Source organism: Candidatus Babeliales bacterium, assembly GCA_016929235.1.
Classification (GTDB): domain Bacteria; phylum Babelota; class Babeliae; order Babelales; family JABCYS01; genus JAFGJD01.
In genome coordinates, this window is sequence record JAFGJD010000004.1 from 88,550 (window position 1) to 111,709 (window position 23,160).

Genomic DNA, 23,160 nt, shown 5'->3' on the forward strand with positions numbered 1-23,160 from the left:
TTAGTCGTGACTTCCGGTACCATTAGTACCACGTTTGGTAATCGCCTCAAAAAATTCGGCGTTCGTCTTATGACGCTTCATCTTATCGATTAACAATTCCATACCTTCAATAAGGTTCATATTGGCAAGTAACTTACGCAATACCCACATCTTGCTCAATTCATCTTCTGGCATCAACAACTCTTCACGACGTGTACCAGAAATTAGCAGATCAAAGGCCGGATAGAGACGACGATTGGCAAGCTTACGAGTAAGGTGCATTTCCATATTACCTGTTCCCTTAAACTCTTCGTAAATCACCTCATCCATACGCGATCCTGTTTCGATCAATGCAGTAGCAATGATTGTCAATGAACCACCTTCTTCAGTATTACGTGCAGCACCAAAAAAACGCTTTGGATGTTGGAGCGCATTTGCATCAATACCACCAGTCAATACCTTACCTGATGCAGGGGCAGTTGTATTATATGCCCGAGCAAGACGGGTAATAGAATCAAGCAAAATTACAACATCCTTACCTGCTTCAACTAAACGTTTTGCTTTTTCAATTACAACTTCTGCAACCTGAACGTGGCGGTCTGCTGATTCATCAAAGGTCGAGCTAAGAACCTCTGCGTTCTCACCATGCACTGTACGCCGCATGTCAGCAACTTCTTCAGGCCGTTCGTCAATAAGAAGAACAATCAGGTAGACATCAGGATGATTAGTTACAATAGATTGTGCCAACTCCTTAAGAAGAACTGTTTTACCTGCTTTTGGAGGAGCAACAATCAATCCTCGTTGTCCCTTACCAATTGGCGAGAACATATCCATAAGACGTGTTGAGATAAAGCGCGGATCAGCTTCTAAATTGAACTTTTTCTCTGGGTGCAAAGGAGATAGCCGATCAAAAAATGGACGCTCCGCTGTCTTTGCAGGATCTTCTGAATTAACCGCATCAATTTTAAGTAGTGCAAAATATTTTTCACCGTCTTTCGGCTTACGAATAACACCAGTAATGGTATCACCGGTTCTTAGATTGAAACGACGGATCTGCGAGGGTGAAACATAAATATCATCAGGTCCAGAAACGTAATCATAACGAGCAGATCGTAAAAATCCAAACCCATCGGGAAGTCGCTCAAGAACACCAGTTACCTCAATAGGATGATCGGGGTTTTCTCGCGCTTCAGTAATTTTTTCAATCAGCTCTACCTTAGACATAAGGCTTGAACCAAGTATTCCCAATTTTCTTGCTTGGTACTGTAGATCGTTAAATGCCATTTGCTGCAGGTCTTGCTGTTTTTTCATTGCATCGGTTCCTCTTATAAAAATAAAATTTGTTGTCCGGTATCGGGATGTACTTCTAATGATACGTTACGTACCAATCGCCTAGAGAACTATATTTGAATGCTTACTACTCATTCCTAAAACGGCTATGCCATCTTTTTATGTAAGAGCATCATAACCGGGCTCGCAATATAAACCGAGGAATAAGTTCCTACGATAATACCCACGAGCAGTGCCATAGATAAATCACTGAGAACTGCACCACCCAATACCAAAATAGGCAACAGTGCCAAACCCGTTGACACACTGGTCAAGATCGTACGGCGCAATGTCTCATTGATACTTGTATTCACAATAGTTGCTAGTGATCTACCTGCCATCTTATTCGTATTCTCGCGAATCCGAGAGAAGATCACAATCGTATCATTAATTGAGCAACCAAGAATCGTCAATATTGCAACAATAATGTTGGGGGAAATCTCTTTTCCAAGCAATATAAAGAAACCAAGAATACATAATGCATCATGCAACAAAGCAATCACCGCCCCTACGGCAAAAGAAAACTCAAAGCGAATTGCAATATACAGCAACATCGCAAGAAGACCTAAAAGCAATGCATACAGAGCCTTTTGTCGAAGAGATTCTCCAGCTGCTGGGCCAACACTGTCTTTAGATTCAATAGTTATCGTCACATCTTTCATTGCTTTTTGGAGCGCTTCCTTTACCCGTTCTGATTCTCCCTGTGCGTCTCCTGAAAACTCTTTGACGCGAACCATTATCTCCTTATTAGAAAATTCGCGTGTTACAATACCAGGCCAACCCGCTTCATCAAGGATACGTTCTACATCTTGTGATGTTGTTGGTTGTGAGAACGAAAAAAGAATCTGCGTACCCCCCTCAAAATCAACACTATATTTCAAGCCAACAGTAAAATATGAAGTAATAGTGTATGCAAGAAAGGCACCTGAAAGTAAAAAGGCCAATGTTCGGTACTTAAGAAAATTGATCATAAATCCTTCTCCGCTTCATCACGCGTGGCAGACAATTACTGGAATTGAAAGGTATGTAAAACTATGCGTGAGAATAGCAGAACTCTTATATGGCTTCAACTACAGAGACAAACTTGCGACCTTTGGCGCCGTAATGGAACTTTACATAGCCAGGGCTGTTTGCAAATATGGTGTGGTCCTTACCAATTCCAACAGCTTTTCCAGGGTTAATCCTTGTTCCCCGCTGGCGAACAATAATTTCGCCACCGAGCACCTTATGGCCATCAAAAAGCTTAATGCCTAAACGTTTACTCTGACTATCACGACCGTTACTCGTCGAACCACCAGATTTACTCGTTGCCATGTTCGTTATTCCTTACTTAGATATACTCTGGAACCAAAAAGATAGGTAACGGCTTTAGTATCCCAACGCAGCCCTCAAAAGTCAATCCCTCGCTTATAGGATCAGCGAATCTTAGGCTTGTTTGAAGGTGTTTTGCGCTTTGGCGCACACCATCCTTCAGCCCCCGAACCACGATAGTCTAGCGAAGCACTTCTAGCTGGTTTTTCAGAAAGATTTCCGGAGTCTCCTAGCATTACATATCCAAGTTTTGCAAGAGCGGCTTCAAAAATGGGGATTCTGACCGCATATGATTCAATGGATCTAGCATATTCTTCGGGAAGTTCGCTAGGGTATTTTCTTCGTATTGCTCTCTCATATTGGACTAGGTCCATAGTGCCTGTACGTTCAGCAAAATCAACCATTTCCTGAATAACCTGTCGCTCTATCTCCGATAGAGAGCCCCATTGATCGTTTCCCCTAAGCGTATTATGCCATAGAACAAGCTGATCACTTCTTGTTGGAATTGGCTGAAATGAAAATTCATCCATGGCCAACACAAAGTACGGACTCAATAACACTATGAGCAAGACGGAACGCATATCATCTCCCTGTAGAGACTACATTTGAAAGGATATTCCTTGATATGTCTTCAGAATAGCAAAAATTCATCTACTTTGTAACGGCCTGCCAGGTCAATCCCTGCCTAACATCGACAATTAAAGGCACCTCCCATGCAACTACCCCCTCCAAAACAGAAGCGCAGAGGCTTCCAACAGCCCCTGCATATTCTTGAGAAGCAGATACCAACACTTCATCATGTATCTGTAAAATCAGCTTACTATCCGGATACTGACACTGCAGCGCAGACGAAAGGCCTATCATTCCCTGCTTCATAAGCTCTGCGGCTGTCCCCTGGGCTTTAGTATTGATTGCTACCCGGCACGCAAGCTCATATAAAGATCGATTTTTTTCATAAATACCCGGAATATAGCGCCGTCGCCCCCAGTGTGTTGTCACATACCCACACTCCTTCGTTTCCTGAATCACCGATTCCATCCACGCTGAGACACCTGGATACTGTGAAAAATAAGTATCTATATACTGTTTTGCCTCTCCAAATGATATTCCTAGATCCTTGGATAATCCATAGGGAGTGAGACCATACAGAATACTAAAATTAATCCGCTTACCAAGTTGTCGTTGTTCACTAGTTACTTTCTCAAGTGCACTGCCAAACAAATGAGCGGCTGTTTGGGTATGAATATCTCGTCCCTCGTTAAATGCATTCAGAAGAGCCTGGTCCTTGGAAAGATATGCCAACACCCTCAGTTCGATCTGCGAATAATCTGCCGATATGAAAACATGACCCGGCATCGGGAGAAAGGCACTACGCACCTGTGTTGGATATGACTTTGAACCAACAGGAATATTCTGTAGGTTTGGCTCCGAGGATGACAAGCGACCTGTCGCAACCGCCGTCTGCCTGAAGGAAGTATGAATCTTTCCATCCTTTGGATTGACTGCATGCGGTAGTGTATCAAGATACGTACTTTTTAATTTGAAGAGCTCACGATATGTTATGATCATGCCAGGAACAGGATGAATCTTGGCTAATGCTTCAAGCACCTCTTGATCTGTTGAATAGCCAGTCCTAGTCTTTTTCTTAGGTGGTAAATTAAGTTCACGAAATAATAGTTGTTCTAGCTGCCGCGGCGAATTTAAATTGATGGTGTCCCCAATTGTTCCCACCGCAGCTGCAATTTTTCCTTCTATCGTCTTAAGTTCTCGCGTTACATATATATCAAGTACCTTGAGTACATCAACATCTACAATGATCCCCTCTTTCTCCATCTCATATAGTACCTGAATGAGTGGAAATTCAATTGTTCTGTATAGTGTAAGCATGTCATGCTTTTCAAGCTCTTTATGTAAGATCGGAACCAAACGAAACGTCTGGTGTGCATCGGATGCGGCATATTCAGTTGCAAGTGCAATAGGAACCTGGGCAAAATGCTTGTATCCATTCCCAGTAACTGCATCATTGAATGACAACATCGCTTCATCAAGATAATATTTTGAAAGAGCCTTCAGACCAATGCGCTGCCAATCTTCAGACACTAAATGCGCCGCAAGCAACGTATCAAATTCAATCCCACATATCTCAATTCCATATTGGCTCAAAACCAATTGATCAAATTTCGCATGATGCAGATATTTGACGATGGTACCATCGTGCAAAAGATGCCTCAGCTGATCAACAACAAAGTGGCGTGGCAACTGTTCTTCCATAGTCTCATGGCCACATGGAATATAGTACGCAAGCCCAACTTCTGCGCACACAGATACGCCCACCAGATCACAATTAAGAGAATCAAGACCGTTTGTTTCAGTATCAAGCGCAAAGATGCGTTTTTGTTTTAAATAGGAACACAACTCCTTAAATGCCGCCTGGGTAGTTATCGAAACAAAACGATATCCCTTTGTTTCCGAAAGCAACGTTCGTCGTGGAATATCTCCATACCGTGTAATATCTTTTAACAAACTTTTGAATTCGTACTCTTCAAATAGTGGTTGCGCCTGCACCCAGCGTGCTGTTTCAAAACCAGCCTTCTGCTTTGTAAATTCAAAATCATGATATTTTAGAATGAATAACTGTTCACTTAAAAACGCTTTTTCTTTATGTTTTTGCAACGCAGCTTGCGTACGCGTTTTTTCAATTAACTCGAGATTGGCATATAAATGCTGCAAAGAATCAAACCGCTTTACTAATTCAGTTGCACCAACCTTGCCAATACCAGGAACCCCAGGAATATTGTCAGAAGTATCCCCGAGTAAGGCATAGTAAAATGGCAACTTCGCCACAGGGAACCCTCGCTCCTCTAAAAAAGTGGCATCAGTAACAAATGCATCTTTGTGCCAGTCGAACAACGTAATGCCACTGCCAAGCGTTTGCACCATATCCTTATCGGAGGTTACTATTACCACATGACTACCATATGCTTTTTGTATCCAGTCCTGTGCAAGTGAAAACAAAATATCATCTGCCTCAATTCCTGTTTGAGCAACTTGCATCAATCCAATTGCATCGCAAAAATCGATAACACGTTGTTTTTGATCAAATAAATCACTGGGAGGCGCTTGACGCGTAGCTTTATACTCTTCATACAATTCGTGCCGCTCTGTTCTCCCTTTACTGTCCCACGCAACAGCAATGTAGTGCGGCTTAAATTGATCAAGTAATTTTTTAATCATACGGCAGAATGAATAAACTGCCTGAACTGGGATACCAGTCGAAGTATGGAGTGGGCGCATACCATAATACGCACGGTATAGAAATGACGAGCCGTCAATAAGAAAGAGTGTGGATTTCGGATCAAACTGATTCTTCATGCCACAAGCGTACTCCGTTACTCCACCCCTTTCAAGCACCCTCTTGACCAGCATCCTCTTCATGCTTATGGTTACCTACATTACCAACATATCAGAAGGAATTGTAGATGAACAAACCACTGTGCGACGAACAAAAAACCATAACTCTGCACAACAAAACCCATACAACACTCACTGCAAAAAACAAACGCATTGCAACATTTGGTCCGCACAAAGGGAAATGGATTCTTTACAAAGAATATCATCTTGCGCCAGGGGAATCAGTCACAACAGAATTCTTTACTACCGACGAACATCAAATCTCAATTTATACCGGAACTAAAAATGGTCCGGATAAATCGCTCTACATGATTCGCGATTTCGATCTCACCGATGGAGACCATCTTGCACTCAGTGATGAGAGCTATACACTACTTAAATAATAGCTAATATCATTTTGCATAACAGATTTATATAACATGTACATCACGGTTCGCCTGCTCAATGGATTCAAAAAACCACTCACATATCGCGTTCCCGAATCATATGCTGATACCGTGGGTGTAGGATCGTTGGTATCGGTCCCCTTACGCACCCAAAAAGTGTCTGCTCTTGTAACACACATACATACGATCCTGAATGTCATGCCCACATACACCATACAACCAATCGTTGGGCTAGAACGACTTCCAAACGATCAGCACTATCAAACGTTTTTACAAAGGCTAGCATATCTCTATCACACAGAGCCGATGCATTTTATAAAACGATTACAGAGTTTTATCTCGCTGAAACCAAATACTGATGAATCCCTCAAATCAATTGCATGCGAAACTCATATACCCTTTACTCTCACCACAGAACAAGCCTCCTGTGTAGAAGCTATTCGACCCGCGCTTATCACACCTCACTTTATGCCGACAGTTCTTCATGGTGTAACTGGATCAGGCAAGACAGCATGCTACTGCGAGCTGATAAAAACTGCGCATAATCAAAATAAAACCTCATTATTCCTTCTCCCAGAAGTTAGCCTCGCTGTATCCTTTGTACAACGATTACAAACTGTTCTGCCTCATATACCTATTATGAGTTTTCATTCTGCAGTATCTACAAAAGAAAAACGTCTATTATGGCAGATGCTCCTAGATGGCGCACCCATAGTAATAGTTGGTGTTCACTTGCCGATCCTTCTACCAATTGAGAATCTCGGCTTAATCATTGTTGATGAAGAACACGAAGTCGGATTCCAAGAAAAAAAACATCCCAAAATTAACTCAAAGGAAGCCGCACTTGTTAGGGCTGCACACACAAACATTCCCATCATCTTAGGATCCGCAACACCGTCTATAACATCACTTTCGAACATAAAACATAAAAAGTGGCATTATTTTCAATTGACAAAACGTTTTGCTGGGACATTTCCTAAGATCACATTCGCATCATTAAAGGATAAAAAACTGCGGCACCACTTCTGGGTGACATCGCCGCTGCATAATGCGATCCATAAACGTCTCGCCAATCGTGAACAAACAATAATATTCCTGAATCGTCGTGGGTACAGCTTTTTTATGCAATGTAAATCATGCAGTTTTATTTTTTCATGCAATAACTGTTCAGTCAGCTTAACCGTGCATGCAGAAGGTCGTCTTACATGCCATTATTGTAACAGCTCCCGCCCAGTTCCAACGCAGTGTCCTTCGTGTAAAAATACCGAGTTTCTTTCTAAGGGAATAGGAACACAACAAGTCGTTACGGTGCTACAAACATTTTTCCCCCACGCACGGATAGAACGTGCTGATCTTGACACAACTTCACATAAAAAACGCTGGAATGACACTGTTAATCGCATGCTTAATAACAAATTAGACATCCTTGTTGGAACACAAACGATTACTAAGGGATATCATTTTCCCAACGTAACGTTAGTCGGCATTTTATGGGCTGACAGCAATCTTCATTTTCCGCTCTTTAATGCATCAGAAACAGCCTTACAGCAATTGATCCAGGTCGCAGGCCGAGCTGGGAGAAGTGAATTACAGAGTGAGGTAATCGTGCAAACAATGGACGATCACCCTGTTCTGCAATTTGTTGACGAATCAAAATATCTTGATTTTTATGAACGCGAGCTATCTCATCGTCAACTACTTGGCTATCCACCGTGCCAGCGCCTTGTTGAGCTTGAAGTTAAACATAGCAAAGAACAAATTGTTGACCGTGATACGCATACACTTGTGGAACGCTTGAAGGAACAGGCACAAAAAGATAAAGCTTTAATCACCATTTTGGGACCCTCCAAACCTCCACTCCATAGGATCAAAAAAATATATATACGCAAGATCTATATTAAAGGAAAAAGATTTCATGACATACACGCGTGTTATAGCCATCTTAATCTATATGATTTGGACAGCACGGTACATTTCACACTGAATCCCGTAACACTCTAAAGCATACCAGCAGGGATAAAGAAAGTATCGCGATAAAATTTCAACTCATTAATTGACTCATAGATATCTGGTTGCGCACGATGCAACTCTTTTTTGACGAAAGCTGTTTCTGGCTCAATTTGATACCAACGCTTAACCAGTTCCTTAATAGAAGAAACATCCACAATACGATAGTTAGTAAATGCATCAACCTTAGGCATTTCACGCCTTAAGAACATACGATCAGACCAAACGGAGTTACCACATAAAGGAGATATGCGAGGGAAGCAATACTCTTCGAGAAATGCTAACGTTTGCTCCTCAGCTTGTTCTAATGTCGTTTGAGATTGGTGCACATCGTAGATAAGCTCTGATCTCTTGTGTTGTTTTTGACACCACTCACCCATCGCTTCAATAACTGTTTTTGGCTTGTGGATGACTAACGCTGGGCCTTCAGCAACAACATTGAGTTCTGCATCAGTTACCACTGACGCAATCTCTAAGATAGTATCATTCTCGAAATCGAGACCCGTCATCTCGCAATCAATCCAGATCATATTATTTTTGTGTTTCATGCTGCCCCTTTATTTTATGTAAATCATAAGCAAGTATATGGCAGCACATGAAAGAAAAGCTAGAGAACTCTTATTTTAAACAAGACAATCGATATCATGGTCAAACAAAACATCAGGATCATCCTGAGGCTGCCAGTCTCCCGGATCACTCAACTCACTTTCACTACCATCCCCTTTTTGGATAGCAGATGAATCTGCTCTAGCAGGAGCCGCTTGTTTACGCATTTTCACGAAGAAGGCATCTGTGAAAGCTGCATTGGGATCTGAAAACCACCTATTCACCAAGGCAACCAAGCGATCCCACTGTTTCGTACACAGCATTGGTGAGCCTGAAATCTCACATTGGGGAAACATAGTATCTATGTATTTTCGAAGCTCGTCTTGTTCAACGGCCTCAATCAAAGCACAGATAGACTTGACCTCAGTCATTTCCCTATAGCCACCCAGGAGTACAGCTTGGCCAAGTCGCTGCACTCGTAGCACAACATCAGCCTTTACTAAAAAAACACTAAATACCAACGCAAGCGCGAACACCCCACTTGTCTTATTTATCATAATGTCCTCTGCAAAAAAATCGTAAAAATGTGAGAAGGAGGTTACATCATAGTATAAAAAAATCGAAAACCGCAAGCTAGAGGGGCATATAAGCGTTTTAAACTGAACGCTTTCTCATCGTTTCTTTAAGAATTTTCTTGCGCAAATGAATGCTATCTGGCGTTACTTCAATCAACTCATCAGGCTTAATCCATTCCATAGCAGCCTCAAGCTCCATAATTTTTGGTGGAGCCAATTTCACGGATTCATCAGTTCCTGAAGACCGCATATTTGTAAGTTTCTTTTCTTTGCATGGATTAACAGCAAGATCATTTTCTCGTGTATGTTCGCCAATAATCATACCTTCATATACATTCTCTGTTGGAGCAATAAATAAGATTCCGCGAGGCTGTAGTGCATCCAGTGCATAGGCACGGGCTGTTCCGGTTGCCATAGAAACAAGCGCACCTTTTGTTCGGGTCGGAATGTCACCTTTATACGGTTTATAACCATGGAAAATATAGTTCATCACTCCAGATCCGCGGGTATCAGTGAGAAATTGCCCCCGAAAACCAAGAAGTCCTCGCGATGGAATCTCAAACTCCAGTCTAACCCGGTCATCATAATGGTGAATATGTTTCAGTTCTGCTTTGCGCTTACCAAGCTTCTCTATTATGACACCCTGGTGTTCACCCTGCACATCGATAGTAAGTAATTCTATTGGCTCACATCTCACGCCATCAATTGTCTTGTAGACCACTTCCGGGGCAGAAACCTGTAGTTCAAAACCTTCGCGACGCATATTTTCAATCAAAATTCCCAAATGCAACTGTCCTCGACCAGAAACTTTAAATACATCGGGAGATGGCATCTGCTCGACCCGTAACGCAACATTTGTTTTCAATTCTTTTTCAAGTCTCTCTTTGATTTGGCGTGACGTGAGCAACTTTCCTTCGCGACCATTGAATGGCGAATCGTTTACCATAAAATACATGGTCATGGTTGGCTCATCGATTGCTACGGTCGTACGGGGAAGAGGTTTGCCTGGCTCACAAATCGTTGTGCCAATAGCTATATCCTCAGTGAACCCTGTCATAGCAATAATATCACCGCTGTGTGCTTCAGGCGATTCTACCTTATCAAGACCCTCAAATCGATAGATTTTGGTCACCTTCATCGGTCGACTTACATACATATCTTTACAACAAATAAATTGTTGCCCTACAGAAATGGATCCGCTAAATACTCGACCTATTGCAATTGGGCCAAGAAAGTCTGAATATCCGAGCGAGGTTATAAGAAATTGCAGACTTTTCTCATAACCTGTTGGCGCAGGAATTTGCTCTACAATGGTATCAAGGAGAATTTTCATATCACCATGGCGAGCAGAACTATCGTCAGTTACATAGCCATTCTTTGAAGATCCGTAGAGTGTAACAAAATCTAGTTGTTCATCACTTGTTGCACACTCTAAAAATAAATGGTGAACATCATCTTCTGTCCGTTTAATATCGGCATCCTTACGGTCAATCTTATTGATCAGAACGATAGGCTTAAGATTCAAGGCAAGAGCCTTTTGCAAAACGAAGCGGGTCCCTGGCAAGACTCCTTCTGCTGCGTCAACCAATAATAAAAAACCTTCAACCATTTGTAATGTTCGCTCAACTTCACCACCAAAGTCAGTATGCCCTGGGGTATCAACAATATTGATTTTATGGCCAGCGTATTTAATACCAGTATTTTTAGCCAAGATTGTAATGCCACGTTCTTTTTCAAGAGCATCACTATCCATAACTCGATCGGAGTTATCCAATAAAATTGTCCCTGTATATTGCAGGAGTTTATCCACAAGAGTCGTTTTCCCATGATCAACATGGGCAATAATAGCAATATTTCTAATTTTTGATGTCATCATTGATACACACTTGATAGTAAAAGGTCTTATTAACTAACATCACTTCGCTCTCCTCTGAACTATAGAGAACCACAAGGCGGGCGGGTTCTTCACTGATCATCCACACACCTAAAAGCCTCCCTGCCCCTCAGAATGGGTCTACACAGCCCGAGATCTTTTTAAAAAATAGAGAACATATTTGAGGAAAAGGCTTTATCATAGTATAAAAATGGGCGGAACAATACAAGTATCTGGCCATTTCAAAGCCCCTGGAAGGTATGATTATGTCTCGTATACGCGTCGGAGTTTTAATGGGCGGCCGCTCGGTCGAAAAAGAGGTCTCATTTAATTCTGGACGAACTATATGTGACCATCTAGATACAACACGATTTGATGTTATTCCCTTGTTCCAAACAGACACAAACCAACTCTTCATCCTGCCATGGCGCTTTTTGTATCGCGGTAAAATCGTCGACTTTTCTTCAAGATTGGAGGCCGAGGCGCAACGGATTTCATGGGACATACTCCCAGAGCATATTGATTTTGTCTATATTGCAACACATGGCCGTTATGCAGAAGATGGAACGCTTCAGGCGTTTTTGGAGATTTTAGGTCTCCCTTATTTGGGATCGAAGGTATATGCAAGCGCACTCGGAATGGACAAGATACAACAAAAAGCCGTGCTAAAAATGCACAATATTGATGTCCCTCGCGACCTCGTTGTTATGCCCCACGACCTTAAACAACCACTAGAATCATGGGTGAGAAAACTCGAAGAACACGAGCTTACCTTCCCCCTCATTATCAAGCCATACAAGGAAGGCTCAAGCTTGGGAATGACGGTCATACAAAAACCAGATGATCTTATCTCGGCCCTCATGTATGCAAGCACTATCCACCCGGGAACAATGCAGCCCGTTCTGATCGAAGAAATAATCTCGGGTATGGAATTCACATGCATCACTCTAACAAACTATTCAGCAGGCAGGGCTTTTTCTCTTCCGCCAACAGAAATTATAGCCGAGGCCGGCACAGCATTTTTTGATTATGAACAAAAATACATGCCGGGACGAGCTACAAAATACACTCCAGCCCGATGCTCGAAAATTCTACTTACCAAGATACAAGAAACATGTATCAACGTAATGAATATTCTGGGCATGCAAAACCTAGCACGCATTGATGGGTTTGTTACACAAGATAAACGCATTGTTATCATTGATCCCAATACCTTATCCGGCATGGCACCATCAAGTTTCTTGTTTAGACAGGCAGCTGAAGCAGGCATGGGACACGCTGATCTGATTAATCATCTCATCGATACAGAACTGCACATGTACGGAATAAAAACTATGACTACAAATAAACATTCCAATGCACAGGATAAAAAATTGCGCATTGCTGTCATCCTCGGTGGCCGTTCAAATGAAAAGGAAATTTCACTAGAAAGTGGTCGCAACATTACTTACAAACTTGCACCAGCAAAATATGAAGTAATACCCCTATTCCTGAATGACGATATGAAGCTATATCCTCTTTCACAACAATTACTCGTGCGTCATTCAACCAAAGAAATCAAAGATGGCTTATCCGATATGCAACCTATTACATGGGAATCACTCAAAGACTGTGTTGATTTTGCCTTCTTAGGTCTTCACGGAGGCGAAGGTGAAAATGGTACCATACAAGGAACACTTGAATTTCTTGGCATCCCATACAATGGCTCATCAATCATGGCAAGCGCACTATGTATGGATAAATATAAAAGTAATATGATGCTGAAACATCATGGCATTGCTGTCCCCGAAGCGCGCCTAATTGCTCGAAATGAGTGGAATAAGAACACATCACTCATCTTACAACAACTACAGTCATTTCCATACATCGTTAAGCCCCATGATGACGGTTGTAGCGTTTTGGTACATAAAAGTCACAATAAAGCTGAACTATCACATGCCCTCGAAGAAATTTTCCTCACAAAGGACCATGCACTACTAGAAGAATGTATTGTTGGTATGGAGTTAACCGTAGGTGTTATTGGTAATGACATCCCGTACGCACTACCGCCAAGCCGTGCGGTCGCACAGGCTGCAATTCTAAGTATCGAAGAAAAATTCTTACCGGGCGCCGGAGAAAATCAAACACCTGCACCTCTTTCTCCAGCAACTCTTGCATTCATCAAGAGCACAATAGAAAACGCATATACACTCTTGGGATGTAAAGGCTATGCACGAATTGACTGTTTCTATCAAGATGCACAACAAAGTCCTTCAGGCCAAGAACGTGTTATTGTTTTAGAAACAAACACCCTTCCTGCTCTCACACCGGCAACAGTTTTGTTCCATCAGGCAGCTGAAATAGGACTCAAGCCTATGGATGTCTTAGATACGATCATAGAATTAGGACTAGAAGCTCATGTTACCGAATATCAAGCAAAACATTCTCTGCTTACAAAACTCGATAATCAAAGACGTTTAGCTAGAAATGAAAGTGCATGACGTAGTAGCACATCAAATGCTAAATCTTTCTCAGCATACTGTTCGTTAATATGCTGCATTGCTCTCGAAATTTCTTGGCGCGAATAATTTAATGAACTGAGTGCTTCTGCAACTTCATGGCGCTGCAGTGTTGCCTGTGTACCACCAATAGCTATTCCAGACTTAATAAGCGCAGCAATTTTAGGTTCCATGTGCACAATCAACTGTTCCGCTTTTCGCGTCCCGATACCCGGAACACGACTCATTGCTGTTGCATCTCGTGCGGTGACAATCCCTATCAGCTCTTCTGGTTTCATGGCACATAGAACTGCAAGGGCAAGTCGAGGGCCAACGCCCGAGCAACTAACAAGAAGACAAAATAACTGTTTTTCTAGTAAAGTCGAAAATCCATACAATGACGGACCTTGTTCAGCGTTCCAGTGCATAACAACTTCAAGTTCAACCTCAGAACCCTTGGAAAATTGGTGAGCTCGTGCTACCGCTACCTCCCAACCGAGACCCCCTTTTCCATCAATTCCAGGAAGTATCGTGATTGCCTGTTCTCCTACACGTGCAACATGTCCTTTAATATAAGAAATCATTGAAAATCCTCTCGCATGAGGGGCAAGTGTAGCAAAAAATACCTCTTAGTGTACATTGACAGTATGACCATTTCTGGTACCTTTTTCGACATCCTCTGCGGGAATAGCTCAGCTGGTAGAGCGTTGCCTTGCCAAGGCAAAGGTCGCGGGTTCAAATCCCGTTTCCCGCTCCAAAAATCTCAGTATATGAGCAGCTTCAGGTGTTTGAAACTTATCAGGAAACTTGTTACAGTCGAAATCTATATACCCAGAATGGGGTAAAGTATGTGCATTATTGAGAAAGGTCTCGATGAGATCCATTGTTCAAGAAGCGTCCTCCATTGCTAAAGCAATAGAAAAAGGATGGATTAAAGCCGGAAAGCCACGGGATTTCACTATCAGAATCTATGAAGAGCCAAAAAAATGGCTTTTCTGGTTTACCAGCGCCCCTGCTAAGATTGGCATCATTATTCCAGATAGATATCAGGGAGGGCGAGGGCGACGTCCAAGACGTTATAATTCCTTTCAAAAAAGACCCGCCAATTATAGAAGAAACGAGCAAGGCCAACAGGACCCAAGGAGACGAGATACATATAAACAGCAGGATATTTTCTCCAAGGGGTCTCAAGAGGGACGTCCCGCAGGTAGTAGCAGCGATTCAAAGCCGCGACGACCACGCCGATGGTATAAACCATCAAATAAAAAATAGCCTAATTTAAATTAGAAGCATCGCATGTTATACAGCACTGATCAAGAATCAATTATTGCACAATGTACGCCACGTGGTCCCGGCGCCATTGCACTTCTAAGAATCTGTGGAGAAAATGCGCTTAATGTTGCCGCACTCATGAGCAGCCTTGCTAATAAAAAAAGAATCGATACCGTTACATCACACACAATATCATACGGTCACATCATTGACAGTCATAACGACATTATTGACCAAGTATTATTTTTAGTCATGCACGGTCCTGCAACATTTACAGGTCAAAATACCGTTGAGATCACTTGTCACAATAATCAATTGATTATCGAACAGATTATTGACCGTGCAATTGAATGTGGTGCACGTCTCGCTCAACCTGGAGAATTTACTCAACGCGCAGTTCTCAATAAAAAGATTGATATTCTGCAAGCAGAAGGAATTCATGATCTTATTCAAGCTACAACACATGGTGCACGGAAAGCAGCGCTAGCTCAAATAGAGGGCAGCTTGTCACAATGGATTCTTGAAATTGAACACCAACTTCTCAAAATAATTGCACTATGTGAAGGAAGCTTTGAATTTATAGATGAAGAAGTAACATTTGACAGCGAAATCAGAAATAAGATTTCTCTCCTGCTTACACATATTAATAATTTAAAACAAGCACATAATAAGCAACGATATATCAGAGAAGGAATTCGCGTTGCCTTAATCGGAACAGTTAATGCTGGTAAATCATCACTCCTCAATCGCCTGGTCAACCGAAACAGGGCAATCGTAACACATCATGCAGGAACAACTCGTGATACGCTGGAAGTATACGCAACGTACGGTGATTATGCGCTAACACTTGTTGACACAGCAGGTATCAGAAAAACTGAAAATGAAATAGAACAAGAGGGAATAAGCAGATCATATACTGAAGCAAATCAAGCCGATATTCTGCTCGTTATTGTTGATGGATCTCATCCATTAAACGCTGAGGAGAATGCTCTCTACCAAAATATTCTGACCACGTATCAACACAAATGCATTCTAATCCATAACAAGTGTGATTGTGATCCTTTTCACCACACTTTGTATCATGATAAGTCGTTCGAGCTATCTTGCGTAACAGGGCATGGACTAGAAGCACTTCAACAATATCTGACTACCCGCGCCAAAACCATAATGGCAGAATCAGCTCCTTCCTTTCTGATCAACGCACGGCACTATTCTATCCTGCTGCGTTGCGAAAGACAGTTGAAATCTCTACGAAAAAATACTTCTAACCGTATAGATTATGAATTGCTTACACAGGAATTAAAATCCGTACTCAGCTTACTTGTAGAACTCAACGGATCTTCGATAACTCAAAAATACCTGGATTGCATATTCTCATCGTTCTGCATCGGCAAATAATCAAGGGAAATAATCTCTGGAGCCAGAAGCACTACTGTCTTCTGGTGATGACAAACCTTCATCATAATATCCCGCCGGAATATAACCGGGAAACACTAGACTTTCCCGTCTACGCTCACGTCGCTCCATCTTCTCAAAAACATTTTTATAACGAAGAATATCCACTATTTTCTGATCCACCATCTGTGCTAATACACTGGTCTCGACGCCCGAATGCGAGCTTATCAATTGCGCTGCAACATATTGAGACTGTCTCCTTAAATCTACCATATCAGAGCTTATTCTGATCATCTGAGGAGCCGCTTCTTCATACTTCACATTGCTTCTTATATACAAAACAACATGAGATAAAAGTTTAGTTAATCCTACTAATTTTTGACAATTTTCCGCTGCTGATGATGATTGCGTAATAGCTCTTATATCCCCACGTAAAGCATGTTTGATATCGTCAGAGAATCCATGTAGAACCCCAGGAGTCATCCCTACAGGAGGCAACAAGGAAGTTATCTGATCCCTAGGAATGTCTACTGCTGACGGCACACTAACCCCCCTCCGCAGACATAAGGGTGCGTCCATCGCACAGAGAGAATACGAAATAAGCAAAGCAGGAAGAAGTTTTTTCATCTTACACCTCACGACGAAATACTATGGTGTGCGTGCACAAGGCTTGCACTATCTTTTGATATCGTTATGGTACGCGCAGTCCAAAAAATGTCAAAAAAGGCTAGCTAGAAAGCTTCTCTAGCTAGCCCTATACGCTTTTTGAATATTCTATTTACGCTGCAAGAGAGAAAAGTTCTACGCGGCGGTTTGGACTTTGTACATTACGATCGCCACCTAAGACCACCGGCATTTCTGTTCCACGGCCGACAACCCTCATACGCTCACCGGAAACGCCTCCAGATTCAAGCCGATATGCAATTTCCTGTGCACGTTGTTCTGAGATGAGAAGATTATAGGTTTTGGACCCTGCCGCATGGCATGCGTGCCCTTCAACCACAACCGTTCCGCCTAGATTAGCAACCTTCTTTGCCTCCTGAAGATTCAAGCCAACAGAATCCTCTTGATCTGCTCTTACCTTATACCTGTCAAAATCAAAATAGATTGGTTTAAATCCTTTTTCGACGCTTTGTTCAACCCATGAAAGAGATTGCGCGTCGCCGCTATCGGCAGTAATAAGGGTCCCATCACTATCCCAATCAGCATCCGCTAGAACAAATGCATCTACTTGTTCATCAAAGAAACTTCCCTTAGGGTCGTCTGCATCGGCAAGAGGAATTGCAGCCTCCTTGATACCCTGTTCTTCAGTAGTTACTTCCTTCTTTTTCTTCTTCCCACATGCCGGAACCAAAGCTAGAGCACAAAGTGCTAGTATACAGAACTTCTTCATCTTCCCTTCCCATCTGTGTAGAGAGTTAGTATGCCTCAATGGGCTGAACTCTAGCATAGATTGGTCTGCTTTGCTAGTAAGTTTGGCAAGAACATCTGCGAGTACTTCTACCAAAGAAAGAGCAGATACTATATAGTAGTAATAAGAATGAGTATCCTAGAAGGATATTTTTAGAAAATTTCGTAGTGATCGCTGCATGCGATTCCTCAAAAATAGCTGTATAGCACAAAATTGAATATCTCCCCAAGGAGGAGCATGAAAAAAATTCTAATTAACTCGGAACCCTGGCAAACCAGGGTAGCCATAACCCGCAATGGGAATATTTTACAAAATATTTACTTTGAACCACACGCCCACGATAGCCTTGAAAGAGCCTTCTTTAAGGGCCATGTTGCAACAGTCCTTCCGGGAATTCAAACTGCCTTTGTTGATATAGGACAAGAAAAGGCAGGCTTTCTACATATATCAGAAATTGATCGTGAGCTTGCTATAGAAAAAATGGGTCTTCTCAGAGACAGTGAAATCATATCATCTGGGCAGGATACCGAACGGAGAGAGCGCTCCAGAATAGATATCAGCAAAATCCTTCGAGAAGGTGAGCCTATTTTGGTTCAAGTTAGTAAAGAGCCAATCTACGAGAAAGGTGCAAAACTTACTACGTGCTTCACGCTCCCTGGTCGGTTTATTGTGCTCATGCCCAATATTCCTAGAATCGGCATCTCAAAAAAAATTGAATCCCGTGAAGAGCGAGCCCGACTTAAGGAGATCCTTATGCGTCGCCTCCCTACAGGAATGGGTGCCATTGTTAGGACTTCATCCGAGGGCGCAAAAGAACAAGATATCGAACAGGATATCGCATTCCTTGTAAGAACATGGCGCTCTATCGATAAAAAATTCCGCCGTGCCGATATGCGAGAAAAAATTTATGAAGATCTCGACCTCGCCCTTGCAACAGTACGGGATAATCTCGATGACGATGTCGAAGAAATTATTGTGGATGAGCCACAATTACAAAAACGTATTTATCGCTTTGTCAAAAACATTGCTCCAGAACATGCCCAAAAAGTAAAACTGTATACCGGCGAGCAAAGTCTATTTATGCACTACGATATAGATCGCCAGATTGATAGTGCGCTCGAGAAAAAGGTTTTGCTACGTTCAGGCGGCTCTATTGTAATTGAAACAACAGAAGCAATGACTGTTGTTGATGTAAATACAGGTCGTTTTACGGGAAAATCGAATCTTGAAGATACCATCCTAAAAACCAATCTTGAAGCCGCAGAAGAAGTTGCTCGACAATTACGATTGCGAAATATTGGCGGTTTAATTGTGATCGACTTCATCGACATGGCAACAGCAACAAACAGACAAAGGGTATTTAAATTTTTTGAAAAAACATTAAAAGAACGTGATAAATTTCAGTCAGTTGTCCTGAAGATTTCTGAATTTGGACTCGTACAAATGACACGAAAACGCTCAGGAAAACAATTACGTCAGCAGTTAACAGAGGACTGCATCTGTTGCGGCGGCAATGGTTTTTTACCCTCAGTTCGCTCCGAGGCCTTCCGCATTCTTGAGCAATTTGAAGAGGCATTACATCAGTCGAAAAAATCAGGTGATACCACTCTCCGTGTAAGTCCAGAAGTTTTTGAATATCTTTCAACCTATGAGTACAATACGCTGCTGACATTCGAGAAACAATTCCAGCGTAAGATCGTTCTACAAAGTAATACAATGCTGGACCTTAATCAGTTTGAATTCATCGGTTAACAAACCTCTTTGGTTGTCATGAAAGGATGATGCGTGACACGCACCACTTCTATTCTAGATCAGTATCCTGATTACGAAATTAACATTGGCATGGAAGTCCATGTACAACTCACTACAAAATCAAAAATATTTTGCACTTGTTCTAATGCCAAAACAGATAAACCAAATACTAATATCTGCCAGATTTGTGCCGGACACCCAGGAGTTCTTCCTGTGCTCAATAAACAGGTAGTCGAAAAAGCGATATTTGCTGGTCTCGCAACGCAATCATCAATTAGTTCAAAAACTGATTTTGCGCGCAAGCATTACTTTTATCCAGATCTTCCAAAAGGATTTCAAACAACACAAAGTACCCGCCCAATCTGCACTGAAGGGTTGGTGAGAATTCGTCTTGAGAACAACCAAGAAAAGGATGTACGACTCATTCGTATTCATATGGAAGAAGACGCGGGGAAAAATATTCATGCCGGTGATCAAAACGAAAGCTTTGTGGATCTTAACCGTGCAGGAACACCATTGCTTGAAATCGTCAGCTATCCGGATATTGCTAGCACTGCAGAAGCGAAGGCTTATCTCAAGTCACTCCGCAATATTGTTGTGTATCTTGGGATCTGTACGGGAAATATGGAGGATGGGAACCTCCGCGCAGATACCAACATATCAGTGCGCAAAAAGGGAAGTAAACAACTCGGAACACGTTGTGAGTTAAAAAATATCAATTCATTTAAATTTATTGGTGATGCAATTGAGTTTGAGATTGAACGTCAAATTGAGTTGATAAAATCAGGAGGAACTGTCAAACAAGAAACACGACTTTGGGATACCAAAGCAAAACAGACTGTACCAATGCGCTCAAAAGAAGAAGCTGCAGACTATCGCTATTTTACCGAGCCCGATCTCCCAATTCTCAAAATCGACCAAATATGGATAGAACGCGTACGCGCACGAATGCCAGAATTACCTAATCAAAAATATACACGGCTTATGAACGAATTTAGCCTGAGTTCTTACGAAGCAGATATCCTCGTCAATGACCGTCAACTTGCACAGTATTATGAACAAACGGCTAAGATCAATTCAAGTAAGCAAACTATCAACTGGATCCTGAGAGATGTGATGAGTTATCTAAAAGCTCATAAAATGAGTCCGGCGCAGTGTAAAGTAACTCCAACCAAACTAGCGCAAATCATTTCCATGCTTGAAGAGGGTACAATCAATAGCCATGCCGCCAAGACAATATTTGAAACTATAGCTGAAACAGGACAAACTCCTGAAACAGTCATGAATGAAAAAGGACTCAAACAAATCGGCTCTACTGAAGACCTTGAGAAAATTGTAATAGCTATCCTCAAAGAACACCCTGACATGGTCCAAGCGTATAAGGAAGGCAAGGACAAATTATTTGGTTTCTTCGTTGGCCAGGCCATGCAAAAAACCCAGGGGAAAGGTAGCCCTCAAATCATACAAGCCCTTCTCAAAAAACACCTAGTGTAATCGTTCATTTCTATTCTGATCCATTGACATCGAAGAAAATGGTTTTCTACTGTAATAACATGAGTAGGAGAATGAAGAAGTGGGGCATCTCCCCTGCTCAGTCCATGCTATACGCAAGGAGTCTAAAGACGCTTAAGTAACCAGAGGGGGGGGATTGATGAGGCATATTTATCTTATCACAGCCACTGTTATTTTTTCATTCGGAGCTTTGTATTGTCAAGACGATTGGGATCCTGGAAAAGGAAAGGGACCACTAACACCAGAACAACAGGATGAACAGGATCGCTACCGCTATATCCAGGATCATTTCGAAGATTTTGTCGCATTTGTACGATTAACGGCTGAAGACGATGAAGAATTTGATGAGTTTATGAGCAGGCCAGATTTACGAAGAGAACTAGAAGATAGATTTATTCAGGCAGAAGTCGTAGAAGGCCATCAAGGACCAGTACCGGAATCATGGGAAGACCTAGCAAGCGATATAGAAGAGAAGCTTGACCCCGGTTCTGGAAGCGGCGAGATCTTTATCCCACCCACATCTGATGAGGCTGGGCCAGCAACTCCACCGGTAGCCGGGGAAGAGCCATCGTACTTTGAAACCTACCGTGAAGGATTCATGCAAGCCTGGGATCGATGGATGGAAGCAATAAAGTCACTACCAGCTGCTGTATTTACTTCGGTTGGAAGCGGCAAATTATTTGATCTAGTTATAGCCCCATCATCAGGGCATCTCCAACAAGAACTCATAGATACCCTCAAAAGAAATCTTCGTGATCCTGAATTTGATTTAGCAAGAGCACTGGTAGAAGATGCAGGATTTCGCACTGCGCTGGAAGAGTTGCGGCCACAGAATGAAGAGCTTAACGCGCTTTTTCAACAACGACTTGCTCAGATTGGACCGGCGCCAGTAACAATGGCACCTCAAGAATTACCCCCTGCTGTCCTTCCTCCAGCAGAAGATCTTCCGCCCGTCGGCGACCTTGCATTGCCTACTCCAGTAGAAGCGCACGCTGCAACACCTAAAGAATCGCTATCACGTGCAGAAAGCGCCATGTCCTTAGATAGCATCCAACGCCAAACACCACCCTCACGACAAACACTCACACCTGCAGATAGTCTGGCAGAAGAAGAATTTCCAACACTTGCGGCAGCTGCCGCAACCCCTCGAACAAGTAGACGAGATCGGCAACAGAGTAGTCCTATGTCGACATCAAGCGTCGGAACAATAACTCCTACCCGAAGTCCGAATACCCGGCTCACGCCTGAATTGCGCCCAGAGACTCCCGCTGGCACGCAAGGGCAACATGGACCGCTCAACGAAACAGTTCTCAGAAGAGACAACACAACAGCACACCGCACAGAATATGATATCTACGACGCTCAAAATAATGCACAAATAACATTATTCTTTCCTGATCAGCCACTCTGGCCATATGGTCAGCTAGATTTTGCGCACTTCGATTATCCAACGCAAGAAGAATTTGCGCGTGGAGAAGCCGAGGAAGGCCACGTTCTCGACTGGTTTACACGTGGTGGACAAGACGTTCGTACAACACGAGCTTACGCAGGTAGTCCAGAGCACATCAGAGAACAAATTGTTCGACACCGCTGGACAATTACCGTAGACAACTTTATTCCTACACAAGGAAACTGGTTTAATCAGGGACTTGTTTTCCGCCCATCCCCCACCACACGACATGTCTATATCATAGGCCGCATACAAATAGGAGGAGGAATCTTATGGGGAGCATTTCGCTATATTTTTATGCGTAGGGGCAATAACTGGTGGGTCATACAAAGATATTTTGTACTCCCAAATACTCCAGGTCTTTACGGTGTGATAACAAAGGAAATCATCAAGCAACAAGAGCAAACATAAAAAGCACCCCGTAAAGAGAAATATTCAGTCAAGCAGTTACACAAGAGTAATCATTCCATGCTT

The 23,160-nt window shown here is 42.4% G+C and carries 19 protein-coding genes and 1 tRNA gene; 9 read left to right on the top strand and 11 right to left on the bottom strand.

Translation table 11 applies throughout. The features are described from left to right. The 5 genes from rho to polA all read right to left on the bottom strand — a co-directional run bounded on the left by rho (position 1) and on the right by polA (position 5,991). Complete coding sequence (gene rho, locus JW872_00970) at positions 1 to 1,290, bottom strand: transcription termination factor Rho (GenBank protein MBN1549212.1); 1,290 nt, start codon at positions 1,288 to 1,290, stop codon at positions 1 to 3. A 125-nt stretch (positions 1,291 to 1,415) separates the two neighbouring features. Then, positions 1,416 to 2,279: a protein translocase subunit SecF gene (gene secF / locus JW872_00975; GenBank protein MBN1549213.1), complete on the bottom strand. Its 864-nt coding sequence runs from the start codon at positions 2,277 to 2,279 to the stop codon at positions 1,416 to 1,418. An 85-nt stretch (positions 2,280 to 2,364) separates the two neighbouring features. Further along, entirely contained in the window at positions 2,365 to 2,622 is a 258-nt protein-coding gene (gene rpmA / locus JW872_00980; GenBank protein ID MBN1549214.1) for a 50S ribosomal protein L27, read from the bottom strand. A gap of 101 nt (positions 2,623 to 2,723) precedes the next feature. After that, positions 2,724 to 3,200 (bottom strand): hypothetical protein, encoded by a 477-nt coding sequence (locus JW872_00985; GenBank protein MBN1549215.1) that lies wholly within the window; start codon positions 3,198 to 3,200, stop codon positions 2,724 to 2,726. A gap of 70 nt (positions 3,201 to 3,270) precedes the next feature. After that, complete coding sequence (polA, locus tag JW872_00990) at positions 3,271 to 5,991, bottom strand: DNA polymerase I (protein MBN1549216.1); 2,721 nt, start codon at positions 5,989 to 5,991, stop codon at positions 3,271 to 3,273. A 107-nt stretch (positions 5,992 to 6,098) separates the two neighbouring features. On the opposite strand from polA, the gene JW872_00995 reads away from it, so the two are divergent. After that, positions 6,099 to 6,413, top strand: a complete 315-nt coding sequence (locus JW872_00995; protein MBN1549217.1) for a hypothetical protein — start codon at positions 6,099 to 6,101, stop codon at positions 6,411 to 6,413. Between the two features lie 36 nt (positions 6,414 to 6,449). Then, entirely contained in the window at positions 6,450 to 8,417 is a 1,968-nt protein-coding gene (priA, locus tag JW872_01000) for a primosomal protein N' (GenBank protein ID MBN1549218.1), read from the top strand. Here priA and orn read toward each other — a convergent pair. The 3 genes from orn to typA all read right to left on the bottom strand — a co-directional run bounded on the left by orn (position 8,414) and on the right by typA (position 11,417). Beyond that, positions 8,414 to 8,971 carry an oligoribonuclease gene (gene orn, locus JW872_01005; protein MBN1549219.1) on the bottom strand — a complete coding sequence of 186 codons (558 nt, stop codon included), beginning with the start codon at positions 8,969 to 8,971 and terminating at the stop codon, positions 8,414 to 8,416. The genes priA and orn overlap by 4 nt on opposite strands. Before the next feature lie 75 nt (positions 8,972 to 9,046). Next, positions 9,047 to 9,526, bottom strand: coding sequence for a hypothetical protein (locus tag JW872_01010; protein ID MBN1549220.1), 480 nt, complete (start codon positions 9,524 to 9,526; stop codon positions 9,047 to 9,049). Between the two features lie 97 nt (positions 9,527 to 9,623). Then, complete coding sequence (gene typA, locus JW872_01015) at positions 9,624 to 11,417, bottom strand: translational GTPase TypA (GenBank protein MBN1549221.1); 1,794 nt, start codon at positions 11,415 to 11,417, stop codon at positions 9,624 to 9,626. 266 nt (positions 11,418 to 11,683) lie between these two features. Between typA and JW872_01020 the strand changes: the two genes are divergently transcribed. Next, positions 11,684 to 13,897, top strand: coding sequence for a hypothetical protein (locus JW872_01020; GenBank protein MBN1549222.1), 2,214 nt, complete (start codon positions 11,684 to 11,686; stop codon positions 13,895 to 13,897). Here the strand turns inward: JW872_01020 and JW872_01025 are convergent. Then, on the bottom strand, positions 13,864 to 14,478 hold the full coding sequence (locus JW872_01025; protein ID MBN1549223.1) for a Holliday junction branch migration protein RuvA: 615 nt from the start codon (positions 14,476 to 14,478) through the stop codon (positions 13,864 to 13,866). The two genes, JW872_01020 and JW872_01025, sit on opposite strands and share 34 nt — an antisense overlap. Before the next feature lie 97 nt (positions 14,479 to 14,575). Between JW872_01025 and JW872_01030 the strand changes: the two genes are divergently transcribed. The 3 genes from JW872_01030 to mnmE all read left to right on the top strand — a co-directional run bounded on the left by JW872_01030 (position 14,576) and on the right by mnmE (position 16,564). Beyond that, positions 14,576 to 14,651 (top strand) — tRNA-Gly (locus JW872_01030). A gap of 213 nt (positions 14,652 to 14,864) precedes the next feature. Continuing rightward, entirely contained in the window at positions 14,865 to 15,176 is a 312-nt protein-coding gene (locus JW872_01035) for a hypothetical protein (protein ID MBN1549224.1), read from the top strand. A gap of 14 nt (positions 15,177 to 15,190) precedes the next feature. Further along, positions 15,191 to 16,564, top strand: a complete 1,374-nt coding sequence (gene mnmE / locus JW872_01040; GenBank protein MBN1549225.1) for a tRNA uridine-5-carboxymethylaminomethyl(34) synthesis GTPase MnmE — start codon at positions 15,191 to 15,193, stop codon at positions 16,562 to 16,564. Here mnmE and JW872_01045 read toward each other — a convergent pair whose 3' ends face one another. Further along, positions 16,565 to 17,188 (bottom strand): hypothetical protein, encoded by a 624-nt coding sequence (locus JW872_01045; protein ID MBN1549226.1) that lies wholly within the window; start codon positions 17,186 to 17,188, stop codon positions 16,565 to 16,567. Positions 17,189 to 17,339: 151 nt separating this feature from the next. Continuing rightward, positions 17,340 to 17,954 carry an OmpA family protein gene (locus JW872_01050; protein MBN1549227.1) on the bottom strand — a complete coding sequence of 205 codons (615 nt, stop codon included), beginning with the start codon at positions 17,952 to 17,954 and terminating at the stop codon, positions 17,340 to 17,342. Positions 17,955 to 18,209: 255 nt separating this feature from the next. On the opposite strand from JW872_01050, the gene JW872_01055 reads away from it, so the two are divergent. The 3 genes from JW872_01055 to JW872_01065 all read left to right on the top strand — a co-directional run bounded on the left by JW872_01055 (position 18,210) and on the right by JW872_01065 (position 23,097). Further along, the gene (locus JW872_01055) at positions 18,210 to 19,724 is read left to right on the top strand and encodes an Rne/Rng family ribonuclease (GenBank protein ID MBN1549228.1); all 1,515 of its coding nucleotides are present in this window, start codon (positions 18,210 to 18,212) and stop codon (positions 19,722 to 19,724) included. 33 nt (positions 19,725 to 19,757) lie between these two features. Then, positions 19,758 to 21,218, top strand: coding sequence for an Asp-tRNA(Asn)/Glu-tRNA(Gln) amidotransferase subunit GatB (gene gatB, locus JW872_01060; protein ID MBN1549229.1), 1,461 nt, complete (start codon positions 19,758 to 19,760; stop codon positions 21,216 to 21,218). Positions 21,219 to 21,375: 157 nt separating this feature from the next. Next, positions 21,376 to 23,097, top strand: a complete 1,722-nt coding sequence (locus JW872_01065; GenBank protein MBN1549230.1) for a hypothetical protein — start codon at positions 21,376 to 21,378, stop codon at positions 23,095 to 23,097. Positions 23,098 to 23,160: the final 63 nt, after the last annotated feature.